The sequence below is a fragment of the Streptomyces massasporeus genome (assembly GCF_014648995.1).
GTDB classification, from domain to species: Bacteria; Actinomycetota; Actinomycetes; order Streptomycetales; family Streptomycetaceae; genus Streptomyces; species Streptomyces massasporeus.
Window position 1 is genome coordinate 383,435 of sequence record NZ_BMSE01000004.1, and the last position, 18,928, is coordinate 402,362.

Annotated in this window: 17 protein-coding genes; 7 read left to right on the forward strand and 10 right to left on the reverse strand. The window is 71.0% G+C overall.

The annotated features are described in order from the left end of the window. Nucleotides 1-34 precede the first annotated feature (34 nt). Together IE153_RS13305 and IE153_RS13310 are read left to right on the forward strand one after the other, a co-directional pair. The gene (locus tag IE153_RS13305; RefSeq protein WP_189589912.1) at nt 35-1,147 is read left to right on the forward strand and encodes a right-handed parallel beta-helix repeat-containing protein; all 1,113 of its coding nucleotides are present in this window, start codon (nt 35-37) and stop codon (nt 1,145-1,147) included. Nucleotides 1,148-1,236: 89 nt separating this feature from the next. Then, nucleotides 1,237-2,034, forward strand: a complete 798-nt coding sequence (locus IE153_RS13310) for an HAD family acid phosphatase (protein WP_189589913.1) — start codon at nt 1,237-1,239, stop codon at nt 2,032-2,034. Nucleotides 2,035-2,046: 12 nt separating this feature from the next. Here IE153_RS13310 and IE153_RS13315 read toward each other — a convergent pair whose 3' ends face one another. Further along, the gene (locus tag IE153_RS13315) at nt 2,047-4,263 is read right to left on the reverse strand and encodes a glycoside hydrolase family 43 protein (RefSeq protein WP_189589914.1); all 2,217 of its coding nucleotides are present in this window, start codon (nt 4,261-4,263) and stop codon (nt 2,047-2,049) included. Between the two features lie 247 nt (nt 4,264-4,510). Between IE153_RS13315 and IE153_RS13320 the strand changes: the two genes are divergently transcribed. Next, nucleotides 4,511-5,665 (forward strand): right-handed parallel beta-helix repeat-containing protein, encoded by a 1,155-nt coding sequence (locus IE153_RS13320; RefSeq protein ID WP_189589915.1) that lies wholly within the window; start codon nt 4,511-4,513, stop codon nt 5,663-5,665. A 250-nt stretch (nt 5,666-5,915) separates the two neighbouring features. Here IE153_RS13320 and IE153_RS13325 read toward each other — a convergent pair whose 3' ends face one another. From IE153_RS13325 to IE153_RS13335, 3 genes are all read right to left on the reverse strand, one after another. Continuing rightward, complete coding sequence (locus IE153_RS13325) at nt 5,916-6,749, reverse strand: pectate lyase (protein WP_189589916.1); 834 nt, start codon at nt 6,747-6,749, stop codon at nt 5,916-5,918. A gap of 85 nt (nt 6,750-6,834) precedes the next feature. Beyond that, nucleotides 6,835-7,704 carry a hypothetical protein gene (locus tag IE153_RS13330; RefSeq protein WP_189589917.1) on the reverse strand — a complete coding sequence of 290 codons (870 nt, stop codon included), beginning with the start codon at nt 7,702-7,704 and terminating at the stop codon, nt 6,835-6,837. Next, a complete protein-coding gene (locus tag IE153_RS13335) occupies nt 7,701-8,300 on the reverse strand; it encodes a SigE family RNA polymerase sigma factor (RefSeq protein WP_185009838.1) in 600 nt (199 codons plus the stop codon). Before IE153_RS13335 ends, IE153_RS13330 begins: the two co-directional genes overlap by 4 nt. A 270-nt stretch (nt 8,301-8,570) precedes the next feature. Here IE153_RS13335 and IE153_RS13340 point away from each other — a divergent pair, with 270 nt between their 5' ends. After that, nucleotides 8,571-10,028: an NCS2 family permease gene (locus tag IE153_RS13340; protein WP_189589918.1), complete on the forward strand. Its 1,458-nt coding sequence runs from the start codon at nt 8,571-8,573 to the stop codon at nt 10,026-10,028. A 107-nt stretch (nt 10,029-10,135) separates the two neighbouring features. Here the strand turns inward: IE153_RS13340 and IE153_RS13345 are convergent, their stop codons facing one another. The 6 genes from IE153_RS13345 to IE153_RS13370 all read right to left on the reverse strand — a co-directional run bounded on the left by IE153_RS13345 (nt 10,136) and on the right by IE153_RS13370 (nt 16,003). Further along, nucleotides 10,136-11,593, reverse strand: coding sequence for a peptidoglycan D,D-transpeptidase FtsI family protein (locus tag IE153_RS13345; protein ID WP_189589919.1), 1,458 nt, complete (start codon nt 11,591-11,593; stop codon nt 10,136-10,138). A gap of 76 nt (nt 11,594-11,669) precedes the next feature. Beyond that, on the reverse strand, nt 11,670-12,332 hold the full coding sequence (locus IE153_RS13350) for a response regulator transcription factor (RefSeq protein ID WP_189589920.1): 663 nt from the start codon (nt 12,330-12,332) through the stop codon (nt 11,670-11,672). Continuing rightward, nucleotides 12,329-13,666, reverse strand: coding sequence for a sensor histidine kinase (locus tag IE153_RS13355; RefSeq protein WP_189589921.1), 1,338 nt, complete (start codon nt 13,664-13,666; stop codon nt 12,329-12,331). The genes IE153_RS13350 and IE153_RS13355 overlap by 4 nt, the downstream gene beginning before the upstream one ends. After that, on the reverse strand, nt 13,663-14,664 hold the full coding sequence (locus IE153_RS13360) for a hypothetical protein (protein WP_189589922.1): 1,002 nt from the start codon (nt 14,662-14,664) through the stop codon (nt 13,663-13,665). The genes IE153_RS13355 and IE153_RS13360 overlap by 4 nt, the downstream gene beginning before the upstream one ends. Before the next feature lie 88 nt (nt 14,665-14,752). After that, nucleotides 14,753-15,226, reverse strand: coding sequence for a GNAT family N-acetyltransferase (locus IE153_RS13365; RefSeq protein ID WP_142164712.1), 474 nt, complete (start codon nt 15,224-15,226; stop codon nt 14,753-14,755). Nucleotides 15,227-15,229: 3 nt separating this feature from the next. Beyond that, the gene (locus tag IE153_RS13370) at nt 15,230-16,003 is read right to left on the reverse strand and encodes an IclR family transcriptional regulator (protein ID WP_030852502.1); all 774 of its coding nucleotides are present in this window, start codon (nt 16,001-16,003) and stop codon (nt 15,230-15,232) included. A 132-nt stretch (nt 16,004-16,135) separates the two neighbouring features. Between IE153_RS13370 and IE153_RS13375 the strand changes: the two genes are divergently transcribed. From IE153_RS13375 to IE153_RS13385, 3 genes are all read left to right on the forward strand, one after another. Then, nucleotides 16,136-17,665, forward strand: coding sequence for an aldehyde dehydrogenase (NADP(+)) (locus tag IE153_RS13375; protein WP_189589923.1), 1,530 nt, complete (start codon nt 16,136-16,138; stop codon nt 17,663-17,665). Nucleotides 17,666-17,764: 99 nt separating this feature from the next. Then, entirely contained in the window at nt 17,765-18,373 is a 609-nt protein-coding gene (locus IE153_RS13380) for a DUF1349 domain-containing protein (RefSeq protein WP_189589924.1), read from the forward strand. A gap of 46 nt (nt 18,374-18,419) precedes the next feature. Beyond that, nucleotides 18,420-18,914 (forward strand): GNAT family N-acetyltransferase, encoded by a 495-nt coding sequence (locus IE153_RS13385; RefSeq protein WP_189589925.1) that lies wholly within the window; start codon nt 18,420-18,422, stop codon nt 18,912-18,914. Nucleotides 18,915-18,928 lie beyond the last annotated feature (14 nt).

Sequence of the window (18,928 nt, forward strand, 5' to 3'; positions counted from 1 at the left end):
CCCCCCACCCGTACGAGAAAGGAACCGCTCTCCCATGTCTCGTCGTAGCGCCCTCGCCGCCCTGGCCGCCCTCACCCTGGGTGCCGGCCTCGCCGCACTCCCCACCCAGGCCCAGGCCGCCACCGTGGTCGTCGCCAACTCCACCGACCTGGCCGACGCGATCAAGAACGCCGTACCGGGAACCGTCATCCAGGTGCGCGGCGGCACCTACTACCCGACGGCCACCCTCCAGTCCACGGCCAACGGCACGTCCTCGTCGCCCGTTACCCTCACGGCGTACGGCTCGGAGACCGTCAAGATCGACGGCTCGAACCTGCCCGCCGGAGACTGGATCCTCAAGCTCACCGCCGACTACTGGAACGTCTCGAACCTCACCTTCCAGAACTCCCCGGACAGCGCGGTCGTCTGCCAGTCCTGCACCGGCACCGACTGGAACAACATCAAGACCATCGACGGCGGCGACTCCGGCTTCACGCTCACCGGTGACGGCACCGTGAACAACACGGTGCGCAACCTCGACTCCTACGGCCACTACGACAAGGCCACGCACGGCGAGAACGCCGACGGCATCGCCGTGAAGTTCGGCTCCGGCTCCGGCAACCTCATCACCGGGGCCCGCCTGTACAACAACTCCGACGACGGCCTCGACTTCTGGTCCTTCTCCTCGCCGGTCACCGTCGAGCACACGTGGGCGTTCGGCAACGGAAAGAACCGTTGGAGTGACTCCGCCTTCGCGGGTGACGGGAACGGCTACAAACTCGGCGGGGACGGGGAGGTGGTCGCCCACGTCATCAACAACTCGGCCGCCTGGGACAACGCCGGCAACGGCTTCACCGAGAACAGCAACAAGGGCGCCCTCGTCATCAACCGGACCACCGCCTACGCCAACGCCAAGTGGGGCTACTACTTCGCGACCGGCTCGGCCAGGCTCGGCAAGAACCTCGCCGTGAGCAACGGCGGCGGGTCGGTCAGCAAGGGCTCGTCGGTGGTGTCGGCCGGCAACAACTGGGACTCCGGGATCGCGACCCCGGCCTTCCGGTCCACCAACGCCTCGACCACCTACAACGCCCGCCGGTCGGGCGGCGCGCTCCCCGCGACCACGTTCCTGACCACGGGCAGCACCAGCATCGGGGCGACGATGGACTGACGTCCGGTCCGCCACGCCCGGAGCGCTTGACCCGCATTTTGCCCGGCGGGTCTCGCGCCCACGGGGGCGACGCGCGTAGAAACCCTGTCATGCATAAGCCACTGCGTATCGCCGCGGTCACCGCGGCCTGTGCCGTCGCCGGTGTCACCCTGTACGGGACCGGCGCCGCCACGGCCGGCCAGTCGACGGCGAACTCCACCCGTGAGCCCTACAACATCGGACTGCTGGCCAAGGACATCGACACCTACTACGGCACCACCCTCGACGCGGACGGCGTCTACCAGGCCTCCCCGGACAGCCCCTACGCCAAGGACCTCGCCCGCCTCGGCGCGTCCGCCCGGGCGTACATCGACAAGGCGGCCCGCAAGGCGCTGCACAAGGGCGAGAAGCCGGCCGTCGTCTTCGACATCGACGACACCCTGCTGCTCAGCCTCGACTACGAGAAGAAGAACAACTACGGCTACAACAGCGCCACCTGGGCCGCCTACGTCGACCGCGCCGACCGGCCCGCCGTCTTCGGCAGCCCCGAACTCGTCCGCTACGCGGACCGCAAGGGCGTCGAGGTCTTCTACAACTCGGGCCTGAGCGAGGCGCAGCGCTCCGCCGCCGTGGAGAACCTGAAGAAGGCCGGCGCCGAGGTGAACCTCGACGCCGGCCACATGTTCCTCAAGAACAAGGACAACCCGCCTTCCTACCTGAGCGGATGCGCCACCCCGGGCACCTGGACCTGCACGACCGTGCAGTACAAGTCCGGTACCCGGGGGCACATCGAGAAGGACCTCGGGTACGAGATCATCGCCAACTTCGGCGACCAGTTCTCGGACCTCCAGGGCGGTCACGCCGACCGGACGTACAAGCTCCCGAACCCGACGTACTTCGTCAGCTGAGGCAGGGCGGCGTCACCGCCGGACCGGCTTGATCCCCTCCAGCGTCGGCACCACGGGCTTGATGGTGCCGTCGGCCGCGAACTCCATGCGGTCGACGGTGGTCTCGCGGTGCATGCCGTCGCCGCCCGGCAGGCCGGGGCCGTTGAGGGCGAAGCGGTGGTAGACCATGTACCAGTCGTCGGTGCCGGGGGTGTTCACCACCGAGTGGTGGCCGGTGGCGAGGATGCCGTACTCGGGCCGCTTCTGAAGGATCGTCCCGCGCTTGGTCCACGGGCCGAGCGGGGACGGTCCCGTCGCGTACGCCACGTGGTAGTTCTCGCTGCGGGTGTCGTCCTCCGACCACATGAAGTAGTACGTGCCCTTCCGCTTGATCACGAAGGAGCCCTCGCGGAAGTTGTCTGGGGTGATGTCCTTCACCTTGGACGCGTCGAAGGACACCATGTCGTCGTCGAGCGGCACCACGTATCCGTGGCCGTTGCCCCAGTACAGGTAGGCCTGGCCGTCGTCGTCCGTGAAGACCGCCGGGTCGATCATCTGGCCCTTGAGCGAACCGCCCTTGGCCACCAGCGGCTTGCCGAGCGCGTCCTTGAACGGGCCGGCGGGGGAGTCGGCGACCGCCACGCCGATCTGCTGCTCGGCGCAGAAGTAGAAGTAGTACTTGCCGTCGCGTTCGGCGATAGCGGGTGCCCAGGCGTTCTTGTCGGCCCAGCTCACGTCCGGCCCGAGGTCGAGGATGACGCCGTGGTCCTTCCAGTTCACCAGGTCCTTCGACGAGTACGCCTTGAACCTGGTGCCGCTCCAGCCCTGGAAGCCGTCCGTGGTCGGGTAGATCCAGTACCGGCCGTTCAGGTAGTGCACGTCGGGGTCGGCGTTCAGGCCCGGCAGGATCGGGCTGCGGGCGCGCACCGCTTCGACCGTCCAGGTGCGCTTGGTGCCGTCGGCTGCCGTGACGGTGTACTTCTGCGGTGTGCGGAAGTCGCGGCGGGTGCCGGACTTCGGGCTGAGCTTCGCGCCCTCACCGACCCACAGCTTCGGGGCGAGGTCCCGCAGGCCGGCGTCCGGCTTCATGGGCAGGACGACCTTGGAGGCACTGTCCGTGATGATCGCGTAGCCCTTCTGGTGCTTCGCCGTCGCGTCCACGACCGAGGTGGGGGCGGAGGGGTAGGCGGCCAGCAGGCGGTCGTACTCCTGCTGCGTCACGGGGAGCACCGTGCCGTGCCGGGGGCTCGCCGGAAGCTGGTAGTTCGTCGACGGGGTCCACTTGCCGGAGGCGAGGTCGGTGGTCTCGAAGGGCACGTAGCCGCGGCCGCCGTACTCGTCGATGAACAGGTACCACTTCTTCTCGGTGTTCGACTTGAACACCGTCGGGCCCTCGCCGCGGTCCATCGCGCCCTTGCCGATGCAGTCGGCCACGAAGTCGTACGTCGTCGAGGTCAGGGAGGTGGACTTCTCCCCGGTGATGAACTTCGAGCAGGGGCCGGCGGAGCCGGGATCGCGCTCGTCCTTGGTGTAGCGGTAGTACTCGTCCTCGTACTTCACCACCGTGGAGTCGATCACCGAGTAGCCCGGGTCGTTCCAGACCTTCGGCTCGCTGAAGGTGCGGAAGTCCTTCGTGGTCGCGTACAGCATCTTGTTGTACGTGTCGCCCTTGTGGTCCGGGTCGTCGTCGGCGTACAGCTTCGACGCCCAGAAGACGACGTACGCGTCGAGCTCGTCGTCCCAGTAGGCCTCCGGGGCCCAGGTGTTGCCCGCGCTGTCCGGGGAGACCTTCACCAGGCGCTGGTCGGTCCAGTGGACCAGGTCGGTGGACTCCCAGACCATGATCGACTTGCTGCCGTGCCGCTGGACCTGGTCCCAGCTGCCGCTGGAGTTCTGGTACATCCGCAGGTCGGTGGCGATCAGGTAGAACTTGTCGCCCTTGGGGGAGCGGATGACGAACGGGTCGCGCAGACCCTTCTCGCCGGTCGTGGACGTCAGCACCGGCTTCCCGGCGTTCAGTTCACGCCAGTGCAGCGGGTCGTTTCCGCGGCTGAGGGCGTAGCGGATCTGCTCGCCGTCGGCGGTGCCCTCACCGGTGAAGTAGGCGAAGAGGTAACCGGCGTACTTGCTGTGCTTCACGGGTGGGGCTCCGGGGTCTGCGGTGCTGGGCGGTGCGCTGAGGAGGGTCAGCAGGAGGCCGGTCAGGGCCAGGAAGGGGAGCAGGAGCGTGCGGGCGATGCGGGGGCGCATGACACTTCCTGTCGGAGTATGGGGGATTCTGTTGGATGAGCGGCCTTCGGAGTCTCACCGGAGGGACGCAGGGCGTCAACGGGTGCGCGTGAGGCCGATCGGTCCGAAACTTTCGGAACGTCGAGGTCATGGGCCCACGCGACGGCGGCAACCCTTTGCGGCGCGGCGGCGACTGGTGGACGGAAACGGGCCGGAGCGGGCCCCTCCGAGCCGTTTCCGTCCCGATCCCCTAGGAAAGGAACGCTCCGTGCTGCCGAGCACCGGACGTCATCGCAGGACCCGTACCCTCTCCATCGCCGCGGCCGTGGCCTGTGCCGCGGGGGCCGGCGGCGTCTACCTCGGGCTGTCGACCGGCGGTGCGCAGGCCGCCTCGACGACGGTCACCGTGTCCACCACCGCCCAGCTCGAACAGGCCGTGAAGAACGCCACCGCCGGCACCGTGATCCAGGTCCGCGGCGGCACCTACTACCCGACCGCCACCCTCAAGTCCACGGCGAACGGCACCGGTTCCGCACCCATCACCCTGCGGGCCCACGGCGACGAGAAGGTGCGGATCGACGGGTCCAAGCTGCCCGCCGGCTCCTGGCTGGCCGGGATCTACGGCGACCACTGGACCGTCCAGGACCTGGCCTTCGTCAACTCCCCGGCCCAGGGATTCGTCGCCACGTCCTCGGTCGGCGGCGTCTTCAGGAACCTGGTCACCGCGGACAACGGCGACTCCGGCTTCACCCTGCGCGGCGACGGCACCACCGGCAACCTCGTGCAGAACGTGGACAGCCACGGCAACTACGACCGGGCCGGTCACGGCCAGAACGCCGACGGCATCGCCGTCAAGTTCGGCTCCGGGACCGGGAACCGGATCACCGGAGCCCGGCTCTACGGCAACTCCGACGACGGCCTCGACCTGTGGCAGTTCTCCTCCCCGGTCACCATCGAGCACTCCTGGGCGTTCGGCAACGGCGAGAACCGCTGGAACGACGCGGCCTTCGAGGGCAACGGCAACGGCTTCAAGCTGGGCGGCGGGGGCGCGTCCGTCGCCCACGTCGTCGACAACAACGCTGCCTGGGACAACACGCTGCACGGCTTCACCGAGAACTCCAACACCGGCGCCATCGCCCTGAACCGCAACACCGCGTACGCCAACGCCGAGAGCGGCTTCTACTTCGCGACCGGCACGGCCCGCCTCGGCAGGAACCTCGCCGTCGCCGACAAGGGCGGAGCGGCGAAACTCGGCTCCTCGACGGTCTCGGCCGGCAACACCTGGGACAGCGGCATCGCCACGCCGCCCTTCAGGTCGACGGACGCGACCGGTGCGTACGGAGCGCGCCGGGCGGACGGCTCCCTGCCCGCGACGACGTTCCTGACGACCGGTTCCACGACCATCGGCTCGACGATGGACTGAGGCCGCGCTCCCGCCGGGACGATGGACTGAGGCCGCGCTCCCGTCGGTACGACGACGCCCCCGCCGGTGCGAAACGGCGGGGGCGTCCTGCCGACCGGCCGAGGGGGGCTCGGCCGGTACCGTCCGGCCGTCCGGAGGGGGGCTCCGAAGGGCCGTGGTGCCAGGACGTCCGGCTGGGGGGCCGGACACCCGGCGTTCCGGTCGGCCCAAGGGGGGACGAGGGCCGACCGGAGTCACAGGGGGGCGGGTCCTACTGGTAGCTGATGTCGGACGCCTTGAACGTGCAGCTCTTGCCGTCCGGACCGGGCGGTGTCAGCTCCTTGGGCTCCTTGCCGGTGTTGTTGCCCTCGAAGCGCACACACGTCTTGATCTTCTTCTTGCCGTCGCCGTGGATGCGGATCTTCGACAGCGTCGCCGTGTCGCCGTAGTTGGCGTTCACCCCGACGATGGAGTTCATCGGCGCCGTCAGGTCGATGTCGCTGAGCACGATCGTGCGCTTGTACTGCGTCTTGCAGTTGCCGCAGGAGCGGACCAGCTTGCCGGCGTTCTGCACCTGGAATCCGGACACGTTCAGCGTCCCGGCGCCGTTGAACTGCAGCACCTTGTCGTCGGCGTTCTTCGCGCCGCCGCCGATCACCTTGTACACCGCGGAGGAGGACGTGCCCTTGAAGCTGGCCGCGTCCTCGCCGACGTCCGTCCACCACACGTTCTGCAGCGTGCAACTGCCCTTGCAGTGCACACCGTCCGCCGCCGGGGTGCCGATGATGACGTTCTTGAGGACCGCGCCGTCCGCCAGCTCGAAGAGCGGGTCCTGACCCTCGTCCTGGCTGCCGCCGCCGAGCGCGCCGGTGCCGTAGAACATCTTCATCCCGCCGTCGCGCACACCGGAGACCGGGATGGTCTTGGACACGGGCGTCTTGCCCTTGTCCGTGGGCCAGGAGGACGCGGCGCCCGCCGTCGACAGCATCGACGTGGTGACGACCGCGGCACCCGTGATGCCGAACGCGGACACCGCGGCGATCACGGCCCGCCGCTTGGTGGCACTGCGGCGATGGCGGACGCGCTGTTCTGCTGGTGCAGTCATGTACCGATTCCTCAGATGGGTGGTGACTCTTGCGCGTTGTGGTGGTCACCGGTGAGGAAAGGGTTGCCGCCTCTCCAGGAATTTTTCACGAGTCGCCGTCGCCGTCGCCGTCGCCGTCGCCGTCGTCGACCGCCGCGAAGCCGCCGCTCACCGACAGCTGTCGCGAAGCGTCGGTGGCCGTCACCGCGTAGGCGTCCTTCCCCGCGTCACGGCCGCCGCGGGCGTGGTCGAACTGCCCGGCGAACACCCACTCGCCCGCCGGCACCGTACGGCCCTCCTTGAGGGTCCAGGTGTAGACGAGGAAGCCGTCCCGCTCGGCGACCGCGAGGGTGAAGTCGTTCTCGGGCAGGGAGCGCCAGGCGCCCGCGTTCGAGACCCCGCCGGTCTGGGCGACCTTCAACCGCACGGTCAGCGCGGTCAGTTGCCCGCGGGTCTTGAGGGTGATGTTGCTCTGCGCCCAGAAGTCGTTGCTGTGCGGGTCGACCGAGCCGTCCGACCAGAGCGGACCGTCCTCGGTGGCGGCGGGCGGCCGCTCGGTGGCCGGGGCGCTCGGCGTCCTCGACGGCGGCGGGCCGGACTCGCGGCGCTCGGGCGACCGGCTCGGCGTCGGCTCCACCGGAGCCGGGGGCGCGGGGGGCCGGCTCGTCGCCTCCGGGGACGGGATGGGGGTCGGCGACGTCGCGACCTCCTGCTGCCGCGGGGCGGCCTCGTCCTTCACCGCGGAGGCCACCGCGTAACCGCCCACCGCCAGCACGCCGGCGACCGCGGCCGTCGCACCGGCCACCCGCATCCAGCCGAACACCGGCGGACGCGTCTCCCGGTGGCCGGAGCCGGCCGGACCGGCCATGCCGCGCTCGACCCGGGCCAGCATGCGCTCCCGGTCGGGCTCGTGTGCCCCGGCCGCCTCGTGCAGCCGGGAGCGCACCTCCTCGTGCACGTCCCGCCGCATGCTCATCGGTCCCTCCCTCCGCCCTGGCCGGTGCGCACGCCCTCCACGGCGGGCGAGCAGCGGGGAGCGCCCAGCGCCGCGTGCATCCGTTGCGGCACCCCCGGCGTCCCCAGCAACCGCTGGAGTTCGGCCATCCCCTTGGAGGTCTGGCTCTTCACCGTACCGACCGACACACCCAGCGCCAGCGCGGTGTCCTTCTCCGACAGGTCGAACGCGTGCCGCAGCACCACACAGGCCCGCTTGCGGAACGGCAGCCCGCGCAACGCCTCCTGCACGTCGACCACACCCGCGACGTCCGGGTTCTCGGTGTTCTCCTCGCGCTGCGACCAGAACAGGGCGATGCGCCGCCGCTCGCGCACCGCGCTGCGGATGCGGGTCCGGGCCAGGTTGGCGACCACACCGCGCGCGTACGCGGCCGGATGGTCGGCCGCGCGCACCCGGTCCCAGCGGTGCCACAGCGCCAGCAACGCGTCCGCCGCCAGGTCGTCGGCGGTGTCCGCCTCGCCCGTCAACAGATAGGCGAGGCGGGACAGTTCGGCGTAGTGGCGCTCGAAGAAGGCGTGGAACTCCGCGGAGGCGGCGTCGTCGACGACTGTGCCCACGGGCGACCTCCTCTCGCAGCGGCTGCGGGCACTCCCGGCCGGGGCACCCTGTGGCTGTCATGTAGATGACATGTGATCATCCGGGGGAGGCCCGGACGAGATCGGGAAGCGTAGCAGCGATCGTCGGATGGTTCGTACGGAGCTTCGAACGTCGTATGGCAGGCCGGACTTCGATTTCGTAACACGAAGAACACCTGAACGTGGTTCAACGCGACGAAAATCCAGCCAGCACCCGCACACCGATCACCCAGGCATCTAGGAGCACGCGCCATGTCCGAATCGCAGAAGGTGGCCGACCGGTCCGACGCCGCGCCACCGGCGGCGAACAGCGTCGACCGGTTCTTCAAGATCTCCGAGCGGGGGTCCACCTTCGGCCGTGAGATACGCGGCGGCTTCGCCACGTTCTTCACGATGGCCTACATCCTTGTCCTGAATCCCATCATCCTGGGCAGCGCGAAGGACAAGTTCGGGCACCAGCTGGACGCCGTCCAGCTCACCACCGCCACCGCCCTGGTGGCCGCGGTCATGACGATCATCATGGGCGTCGGCGGCAACCTGCCCCTGGCGCTCGCCGCCGGACTCGGCCTGAACGCCGTCGTCGCCTTCCAGATCGCCCCGCTCATGAGCTGGGACGACGCGATGGGCCTGATCGTCCTCGAAGGCCTGCTGATCTGCGTGCTGGTGGTGACCGGTCTGCGCGAGGCCGTCATGCACGCGATACCCCAGCCGCTCAAGCAGGCGATCAGCGTCGGCATCGGCCTGTTCATCGCCTTCATCGGCTTCGTCGACGCCGGGTTCGTCAGCCGCATCCCGGACGCCGCCAACACCACCGTCCCCGTTCAGCTGGGCGGCACCGGCTCCCTCGCCGGCTGGCCGATGCTGGTCTTCTGTCTCGGTGTGCTGCTGACGATCGGACTGCTCGCCCGCAAGGTCAAGGGCGCCATCCTCATCAGCATCGTCACCATGACCGCGCTGGCGATCGTGATCAACTCCCTCGCCGACATCAAGTCCTGGGGCCTGACGACGCCCTCCTGGCCGGACAACCTCGTCGACGCCCCCGACTTCGGCCTCATCGGTGACTTCGACCTGTTCGGCGCCTTCAGCGCTCCCGGCGTCGGCGTCATCACCGTGGTCCTGCTGATCTTCACGCTGATCCTGTCCGACTTCTTCGACACCATGGGCACGGTCGTCGGCATCAGCGCCGAGGCCGGCCTGCTCGACGAGGACGGCAAGGTCCCGAACCTCGGCCGGGTGCTGCTCATCGACGGTGCCGCCGCCGTCGCGGGCGGCGCGGCCTCCGCCTCCTCGGCGACCTCCTACATCGAGTCCGCGGCCGGTGTCGGCGAGGGCTCGCGCACCGGCTTCTCCAACCTCGTCACCGGCGGCCTGTTCGGCCTCGCGCTGTTCCTGACCCCGCTGCTCACCATCGTCCCGCTGCAGGCGGCCGCCCCGGCCCTGGTCGCCGTCGGCTTCCTGATGATGACCCAGGTCAAGCACATCGACTGGGACCGCTACGACATCGCCATCCCCGCGTTCCTCACCATCGCCGTGATGCCGTTCACCTACTCCATCACCAACGGCATCGGGGCCGGCTTCCTCGCCTACGTCGTCATCAAGACCGTCCTCGGCAAGGCCAAGGAGGTCCACTGGCTGCTGTGGGGGACCTCGGCGCTGTTCCTCGTGTACTTCGCCATCGACCCGATCGAGCAGCTGCTGGGAGCGAAGTGACGCCGAGCGCGCGCTGACACGAGGACGGGCCGCCCCCGGGGGGAAGGGGGCGGCCCGTCTCGTCTGTACAGACGGCGTATTGGCGGCTGAGGTTCAGTGGCGCAGGCTCAGTCCTTCAGCGCCGCCTGCATCATGGCCTTGGCGACCGGCGCCGCCAGGCCGTTGCCGCTGACCTCCGAGCGGGCCGCGTCCGACTGCTCGACCATGACCGCCACGGCGACCTCCTTGCCCGACGAGTCGGACTTGCCGTACGAGGTGAACCAGGCGTACGGCACCTGGCTGTTGTTCTCGCCGTGCTGGGCCGTGCCCGTCTTGCCGCCCACGGTCGCGCCCGGGACCTTGGCGTTCGTGCCCGTGCCCTTGTTCACGACCGTCTCCATCGCCGACTGCAACTGCTCGGCGGTCGAGGAACTGACGATCTCCTTCGTGCCCGCGTCGTCGTCGTAGTCCTCCAGCACATCACCGCCGCTGTCGGTGATCTGCGAGACCATGTGAGGCGACACCAGCTTGCCGCCGTTGGCGATGGCCGCCGACACCATGGCCATCTGCAGCGGGGTGGCCGTGACGTCGAACTGGCCGATGCCCGTCAGGGCCGTCTGCGACGGGTCCATGTCCGACGGGTACACGCTCGTGTAGGCCCGGACCGGCACATCCAGCTTGTCGTCGTTGAAGCCGAACTTCTCGGCCATCGCCTTCACCTTGTCCTGGCCCAGCTTCACGGCCATCTTGGCGAAGACGTTGTTGCACGAGTACTCCAGTGCCGTGCGGATGGTCGCGTTGGTGCAGGGCGCGTTCGGGTTCTCGTTCGTCAGGTCCCGGCTGGTGCCCGGCAGCGTGTACGGGTCCGGGCTGTCCGTCCGCTCGTCCACCGACGAGTACAGCCCGTCCTCCAGCGCGGCCGCCGCCACGACCAGCTTGAACGTCGAACCGGGCGGCAGCGGCTGCCGCAGCGCACGGTTGACCAGCGGCTTCTCCGGGTCCGAGGTGAGCTTCTGCCAGGCGGAGCCCGCGGTGTTGGCGTCGGTCAGCGAGGAGGGGTCGTACGACGGCGTCGACACGACCGCGAGGATCTTCCCGGTCTTCGGGTCGACGGCGACGGCACCGCCCTTCTTGTCGCCGAGCGCCTCGTAGGCGGCCTTCTGCACGTCCGGGTCGATGGTCGTGACCACGTTGCCCGGCTCGGCCCGCTCGTTGGTGAGCGTGTCCATCACGGACTTCAGCCGGCTGTCCGTGCCGTTGAGCAGGTCGCTGTAGATGCCCTCCAGCTGGGTCGGGGCGTACGCCTGCGACGCGTACCCCGTCACCGCCGCATACAGCGCGCCGTCGGTGTACGTCCGCTTGTACGTGAGGTCGCTCTTCTTCGTCGGCGTCGAGCCGGTCACCGACCGGCCGCCCACGATGATGTTCCCGAGCGGCGCCGAGTACGTCTCGATCGCGTTCCGCCGGTTGTCCTTGTCGTCTGCCAGCGCCTGGCCGTCGTAGAACTGCACCCAGGTCGCCCTGACCAGCAGAGCGAGCACCAGGAGCAGCGAGAAGACCGACGCGCGCCTGATCGTCTTGTTCATTTCGCACTGGAGGACGAGCCACACCGGGCGGATCGTTCCCGTCCGTCCTGGTTTCTCATCCGGCGGGGCGGTTTTCTCATCCGCCGTTCAGAAAGCCGGCCTCGTACGCGGCGATCACCGCCTGCGTGCGGTCCCGGGTGCCGGTCTTGGCCAGGACCGCCGCGACGTGGGACTTCACCGTGGCCGGGCCGACCTCCATCAGACGGGCGATCTCCGCGTTGGTCAGACCCCGCGCCATGTGCCGCAGCACCTCCCTCTCGCGCCCCGTGAGCTTCGCCACCCACGCGGGCGGTGCCGGGCGCGCCCGGGCGTGCTCGGCCGCCAGGGTGCGCAGGGCCGCCGGGAACAGCAGGCTGTCGCTGCGCGCCACCAGCCGGACCGCCTGTACGAGCGCGTCGGCGTCCGCCCGCTTCAGCAGGAACCCGGCGGCTCCGGCCCGCAGCGCGTCGTACACGTAGGAGTCGTTCTCGAACGTCGTCACCACGACGATCCGCGGCGGATCGTCCAGCGTGGCGAGGATCTGCTCGGTGGCGCGGATCCCGTCGGTCTCCGGCATCCGCACGTCCATGAGGACGACGTCCGGCCGCAGCTCCCGGACGACCGAGACCGCCTCGGCGCCGGTGGCCGCCTCGCCCACCACGTCCAGGTCGGGCTCGGCGCAGAGGATGGCGCGCAGCGCGGTGCGCACCATGCGCTCGTCGTCGGCGAGCACGACACGGATCGGGGCCGGGCGGTTCATGCGGGTCCTTTCATCGGCAGGCGTGCGTGCAGCCGCCAGGTCTGCGCCGGAGTCGGTCCGGCTGTCGTGGTGCTGCCTTGGGGTGGTGTCGCGGTCGGTCCGGCTGTCGTGGTGCTGCCCGGCCGGGGTGCCGCGGCCGGTCCGGCCGTCGCCGTGCCGCCCAGCAGCCTGGCCCGGTCCGCGATGCCCCGCAGTCCGTGGCCGCCACCGGTGCGGGAGGGCGCGGGGCCGGTGACCGGGTTCTCCACGGTGATCTCCAGCTCCCCGTCCGTCACCGCGATCCGCACGTCCACGGCCGCCCGCTCACCGGCGTGCTTGAGGGCGTTGCTCAGCCCCTCCTGCACGATGCGGTAGGCCTCCCGGGACAGCAGTGGGGGCAGTGCCTCCGGGTCGGCGTCCACGGTGGCGCTCACCCGCTGACCGCCCGCCCGGGTACGCCGCAGCAGCCTGTCGAGGTCGGCGGCGAGGGTGGGCGCCGGAGCCGTGCCGGGGGCGTCGCCCTCACGCAACACGCCCAGCACGGCGTCGAGTTCACCGACCGTGCGCCGGGTCGTGTCCTCGATCGCGGCGAGGGCCTCGCGGACGAACTCCGGGTCGGAGTCGAGGACCCGGCGGGCCGCGCTCGCCTGGAGCGTGACCGCGCTCAGGGCGTGGCCGACGGAGTCGTGCAGCTCCCGCGCCAGCCGGTTGCGCACGGCCAGGTCGGCCGCGCGGGCCTCGGCGGCGGCGAGCCGCTCCCGGGGCGTGGGGCCGAGCAGCAGCGGCGCCCAGCGGGCCAGCAGCGCACCGCAGCCGGCCGCGCAGCCGGCGAGGGCCGCGAGCGACAGCACGCCCGCGACCGGGGCGAGCGCCAACACCCAGGCGTGGTCGAAGACTTCGGGCAGTCCGAGCCGGCTGCCGAGCAGCCCCGAGAGGACCGGCAGCACGATCAGCGTGGCGGCGAACGGCGGCAGCGCCAGCGACATCCCCGCGATGATCCCGCCGAACCCGAGATGCAGCGTGAACCAGGCGGCCGTACGGCCCTTCTCGCCCCGCGTGCGTGCGGGCCCGAGGGCGAGCCGGTCCGTGTCCACCCCGCACAGCCAGCGCACCGCTGCCGACTCCAGCGGCCGGGTCAGCGGGAACAGCGAGGTGACGGCCGCGAGCGGCAGGCCCACGGCGAACGAGCCGAGTTGGAGGGGGAGGGAGCCGAAGACGTCCGACGAGCCGGTGACCGGGCCGACGACCACCGAACCGACCAGGACGTACGGCATGGCCAGCGCACCGCCGAGGATCAGATGGATCCAGCGCAGCCGCGCCCGCCGGCCGAACAGCGACCGGGCGACCGTGCTCACGCCGCCCGCCGCGCGGTCCCGGCCGAGCGCTCGGCGACGTGGTAGACGCCGATGGCGGCGACGAGGAGGCCGACGAGCATCTGGCCAGCGTAGGCGAGGTTCATCAGCGGCGTGGCGCGGTCGGCGAGGTCCGCCGGGCCGCCGAGGGAGGCCAGCGACAGCCACCCGCCCCAGCAGGCCACGGCCCCCGAGCCGACCCAGACGAGCGAGAGCGGCACCGACACGGGCAGGGCCCGGCCGCGCCGGAAGGCCAGCAGCACCGCCCCGGTGACCGCCGCGAGCAGGAACACGACGTACAGGGCCTCCAGGACGTAGAACTCACCGCCCCGGTCCGCGGCCCGGCCCTCGCCTAGCCCGGCGGAGACACCGCAGGCCCACAGGGCGTGCAGGGTGAGCGGCAGCAGGGCGAGCACGGCGGCGGCCACGGCGAGGGCCCGGTGGGCCGGTCCGACGGCGCCGACGGGCAGGTCCCACACCCGCCCGTGCCACAGGTGCCCCCAGCGGTCCCGCGCGTACAGCACGAAGAGGCCGCCGAGGGCGAGCCCCTGGGCGATGAACCCCGTGTACACGACGCCGAACACCCACTCGTCCAGGAAGGCCTCCCGGCCCGCCGACGAGGCACCGCCTCCGCCGAACGCCCTCACCACCAGCTGCGCCGGGAACCCGGCCATGACGGGCGCGAGCAGCCCGGTCGCGACCCACACGGGGAACGCGAGCAGCCACGCGGGCACCCGCAGCCCCCACGGCCGGGTGAGCACCAGCGCCAGCACGATCACCGCGCTGTCCAGCAGGATCGACAGGCCGTTGATCACGGCCATGGTGAGGCGGTCGTCGAGCAGCGAGCTGCCCTCGGGTATCCCGACGTGACTCCCGGCGACCCAGGCGGCCTTGAGGGCGAGGTACGGGACACAGGAGACGACGGCGACGGCACGGAGGATCCGCCGGGCGCGGCCGGGACCTGTGGTGGGGCGGGCGGCGGGAGCGAGCGACTGCGTCATGCGATCAGGCTCCCGCGCGCCGGGCCGCCGGCACCTCCTGCCCGGCGACGATCCGCCTCCGCCGGACGGGGGAGAGGTTCTCGGCGCCTCAGCCCTCCAGGATGAGCACCGCTTCGTCGATCTCGGCGCCCCGGGCCGGGGCGTACCCGCGGGCCGCCGCCGTCACCCGGAACCCGCACTTCTCCAGCACGCGCAGCGACCCCGCGTTGTCCGACGCCGCCCGCGCGTACAGCGGGCGTTCGGGCACCTCGGCGAGCAGCGCCCGCAGCGCCTGTGTGGCGATGCCCTTGCCCCAGTACGCGCGGTCGACCCAGTACGTCACCTCGCGCTCGCCCGGCACCCCGTACACCCCCGCGCTGCCGACCACGTCCCCGTCGGCCAGGACCGTACGGACGACGACGTCGGGCGAGGAGCGCATCCGGGACCAGCGGGTGTCGAAGGCGGCCCGGTCGGCCGGATCCTCCGGGGTGAAGGCCGCCATGCTCAGGGACTCGGGGTCGTTCATCTGCCGGAAGAAGACCGGCAGATCGCTGTCGTGGACCTGGCGCAGCTCGACGTTCATGCCTCAGAGCCTACGGGTGGCCAGTGTCAGCCGGTCCCGTGCGTCGAAGAGCGCGTCCTTGACCAGCTGTTCGTGCGCCGGCGTCAGCCGCGCCACCGGCACCGAGCAGCTGATCGCGTCCCGCGCCGGGGTGCGGTACGGGATCGCCACGCCGAAGCAGCGCAGCCCCAGCGTGTTCTCCTCGCGGTCCACCGCGAAGCCCTGGTCCCGCACCTGGCGCAGCTCCTCGATGAGCTTCTCCCGGTCGGTGATCGTGTGCTCGGTCAGCGCGGGCAGCGTCTCCGGGAGCATCTTGCGCACCTGCTCGTCCGAGTACGTGCTCAGCAGCGCCTTGCCGAGGGACGTGGAATGCGCGGGTAGCCGGCGGCCGACCCGGGTGAAGGGACGCAGGTAGTGCTGGGACTGGCGAGTGGCCAGATAGACGACGTTCGTGCCGTCGAGGCGGGCGAGGTGGATCGTCTCGGTCGTGTCGTCCGAGAGCCGGTCCAGCGTCGGGCGGGCCGCCGCGACGACCTCGTCACCGTCGATGTACGACGTGCCGACCAGCAGGGCCCGCACGCCGATGCCGTATCGCGTGCCCGTCGCGTCCGTCTCCACCCAGCCCAGTTCGACCAGGGTGCGCAGCAGCATGTAGAGGCTGGACTTGGGATACCCGACGGCCTCCTGGACCGCCGCGAGGGAGTGCATGCCGGGGCGTCCGGCGAAGTATTCGAGCAGTTCAACCGTTCGTACCGCGGACTTGACCTGCGCCCCGCCGCCCGTCTCGCCAGCCGACATCGCCCTTGACCCCTTCGTTGGACGGGAAATAGTCTCCACAGCATATTCATCATCAGAGACAGCGTTCAGTATATCGAACGTCCCTGGTGGGTGACCCAGTACTGCGGCAATACATGTGTGGAGGGACCCGCGGTGGCAGCAGCACCAGTCTGGAGTGTCGACCCCCGAACCGGGAAGCAGCGTGAACAGGTTGCGGTGGAGGCCACAGCCCAGGAGGTGGACGCCGCCGTCCGCGCCGCGCACGAGGCACGCGGCGCCCTCGCCGACCGCACGGTCCGCGCGGCCTTCCTGCGCACCGCCGCCGACGAGCTTCAGGCGGCCAAGGACGGTCTCGTCGAGACCGCCGACGCCGAGACCGCGCTCGGCCCGGTCCGGCTGACCGGCGAGCTCGCCCGTACCTGCTACCAGTTGCGCGCCTTCGCGGACATCGTCGACGAGGGCGCCTTCCTCGACGTCGTCATCAACCACCCCGACGACACCGCGACCCCGCCCATCCCCGACCTGCGCCGCTACAAGGTGGCGCTGGGCGTCGTCGCCGTCTACTCGGCGTCGAACTTCCCCTTCGCCTTCTCGGTCGCGGGCGGCGACACCGCGAGCGCCCTCGCGGCCGGCTGCCCGGTCGTCGTCAAGTCCCACCCGGACCACCCGGCCCTGTCCGAGTACGTCGCCAAGGTGCTGCGCCGCGCCGCCGCCCGGCACGACATTCCCGAGGGCGTCGTGGGCCTGGTCCACGGCTTCGAGGCGGGCGTCGAGCTGATCAAGCACCCGCTGGTCGCGGCGGCCGGCTTCACCGGCTCCGTGCGCGGTGGCCGCGCCCTCTTCGACGCGGCGGCGGCCCGCCCGGTCCCGATCCCCTTCCACGGTGAGCTGGGCTCCCTGAACCCGGTCGTCGTCACCGAGGCCGCGGCGGCCGAGCGGGCCGAGGCGATCGGCGCCGGGCTCGCCGGTTCGATGACGCTGGGCGTCGGCCAGTTCTGCGTGAAGCCGGGCCTCGTCCTCGCGCCCGCCGGTGCCGCGGGCGACGCCCTGCTGAAGTCCCTGACGGACGCCGTCAGCGACACCGACGCCGGGGTCCTGCTCGACCACCGCATGCGCGACAACTTCGTGGCCGGCGTCGCCGAGCGGGCCGGGCTGCCCGACGTCGACTCCCCGGTCACCCCCGGCGCGGGCGGCGAGCACACCGTCAGCGCGGGCTTCCTCACGGTGCCGGCGAGCAGGCTGGCGGCGGAGGGCGAGCACGACCTGCTGCTGGAGGAGTGCTTCGGGCCGGTCACCGTCGTCGCCCGCTACGAGGACGAGACCGAGGTGAAGGCGGTGCTGTCGCGGCTGCCGGGCAACCTCACGGCGACGGTGCAGCTGTCCGAGGAGGAGGCGGCGGGTGAGGGCCGCGGCGCCGAGATCCTCGCGGAGCTGACGCCGCTGGCGGGGCGCGTGCTGGTGAACGGCTGGCCGACGGGGGTCGCCGTCGCGGCGGCCCAGCACCACGGCGGGCCGTACCCGGCGACGACGTCGACGTCCACGTCGGTGGGTGGGACGGCGATCGAGCGGTGGATGCGGCCGGTTGCGTATCAGAACGCCCCGGAGGCGTTGCTGCCGCAGGAGCTGCGGGACGAGAACCCCTTGGGGCTGCCTCGTAGGTTCAACGGGCGTCTTGAGCGTTAGCGCCGTGGGAGTGCGGGTGAACTGCGGGCTGCGGGCCCGTTGGGGCTGATCGCGCAGTTCCCCGCGCCCCTTGAGGTCGGACCTGGGAGACTCGGTCGAATGGATCTCGAGATTTCCGAACTCCCGTTCCCCCTGCGCACCTACGGGCCCGAAGCCCACTGGTCCTACGAGGACGGCGTGCTCACCGGGTGGGCCGGGGCGCGGCAGGACCGGTTCGTGCCGCCCACGGGGGAAGGGCTGGACCCCGCTTCCGACGCGCCCCGGCTGCTCGGGGCGCCGGAAGGCGAATTCCAGCTGATCGCCAAGGTCACCGTCGGGTTCGGCGCGGCCTTCGACGCCGGGGTGCTCTACGTGCACGTGGGGGAGCGGGCCTGGGCCAAGCTCTGCCTGGAGTACTCCCCGGACGTCCCCACCGTCTGCACGGTGGTCACCCGGGGCCACTCCGACGACGCCAACTCCTTCACCGTGGACGGCAGTTCCGTCTGGCTCCGGATCAGCCGCACCGGTCGCGCCTTCGCGTTCCACGCCTCCCGTGACGGCGAACGCTGGACCTTCGTCCGCCTCTTCACCCTCGGCGACGAGAAGGAGACCGGCGCGGCCCTGGTCGGCTTCATGGCCCAGTCCCCGATGGGGGAGGGCTGCGTGGTGACGTACGACCACATCGAGTTCAGGCCGAGCTGGCCGGACGACCTGCGCGACGGCAGCTGAGGGGCGGCCGGGAACCGTGTCCCGGCCCGGCCTCGTCCTCCGTTCCATGATCAGCAACCGAGTGGTTCCGGGCCGTGTGATCCGTACCGTCCTGCCCGCCGAGGTGGCGGACGTCGTCGCGCTGCACGCGCGGGCCCGGGCGACGTACTACCCCGGCGGGGTGCCGCAGGACGGCACCGACTGGACCGAGGCCTGGCGCAGTGCCCTCACGCGGCCGGACGGGCGGGTGCTGTGCCTCGTCGAGGCGGGGTGCATCGTGGGACTGGCCTCCTTCCGCACCCCGCAGGACGCGCCGGTGGACACGGTGAAGCTGTTCCAGTTCCACGTCGACCCCGACCACTGGCGCGCAGGCGTCGGCACCGCCCTGCACGCGGCCTGTGTGGAGGAGTGGCGGGCCGACGGCAGGGGGACGGCCCTCCTGGAGGTGCACGTCGGCAACCGGCGGGCGCAGGAGTTTTACCGGCGCCAGGGGTGGGTCCCCGAACCGGCCGGGCCGGGAGACCACCACATGCGGATGCGGTTCGCCCTGCCCGGGGAATGAAGCCCGCTGCTTGA

Coding starts and splice junctions, on each gene's coding strand:
- IE153_RS13305 (WP_189589912.1), top strand. CDS start 35: ATGTCTCGTCGTAGCGCCCTCGCCGCCCTGGCCGCCCTCACCCTGGGT.
- IE153_RS13310 (WP_189589913.1), top strand. CDS start 1,237: ATGCATAAGCCACTGCGTATCGCCGCGGTCACCGCGGCCTGTGCCGTC.
- IE153_RS13315 (WP_189589914.1), bottom strand. CDS start 4,263: ATGCGCCCCCGCATCGCCCGCACGCTCCTGCTCCCCTTCCTGGCCCTG.
- IE153_RS13325 (WP_189589916.1), bottom strand. CDS start 6,749: ATGACTGCACCAGCAGAACAGCGCGTCCGCCATCGCCGCAGTGCCACC.
- IE153_RS13330 (WP_189589917.1), bottom strand. CDS start 7,704: ATGAGCATGCGGCGGGACGTGCACGAGGAGGTGCGCTCCCGGCTGCAC.
- IE153_RS13340 (WP_189589918.1), top strand. CDS start 8,571: ATGTCCGAATCGCAGAAGGTGGCCGACCGGTCCGACGCCGCGCCACCG.
- IE153_RS13345 (WP_189589919.1), bottom strand. CDS start 11,593: ATGAACAAGACGATCAGGCGCGCGTCGGTCTTCTCGCTGCTCCTGGTG.
- IE153_RS13350 (WP_189589920.1), bottom strand. CDS start 12,332: ATGAACCGCCCGGCCCCGATCCGTGTCGTGCTCGCCGACGACGAGCGC.
- IE153_RS13360 (WP_189589922.1), bottom strand. CDS start 14,664: ATGACGCAGTCGCTCGCTCCCGCCGCCCGCCCCACCACAGGTCCCGGC.
- IE153_RS13365 (WP_142164712.1), bottom strand. CDS start 15,226: ATGAACGTCGAGCTGCGCCAGGTCCACGACAGCGATCTGCCGGTCTTC.
- IE153_RS13370 (WP_030852502.1), bottom strand. CDS start 16,003: ATGTCGGCTGGCGAGACGGGCGGCGGGGCGCAGGTCAAGTCCGCGGTA.
- IE153_RS13380 (WP_189589924.1), top strand. CDS start 17,765: ATGGATCTCGAGATTTCCGAACTCCCGTTCCCCCTGCGCACCTACGGG.
- IE153_RS13385 (WP_189589925.1), top strand. CDS start 18,420: ATGATCAGCAACCGAGTGGTTCCGGGCCGTGTGATCCGTACCGTCCTG.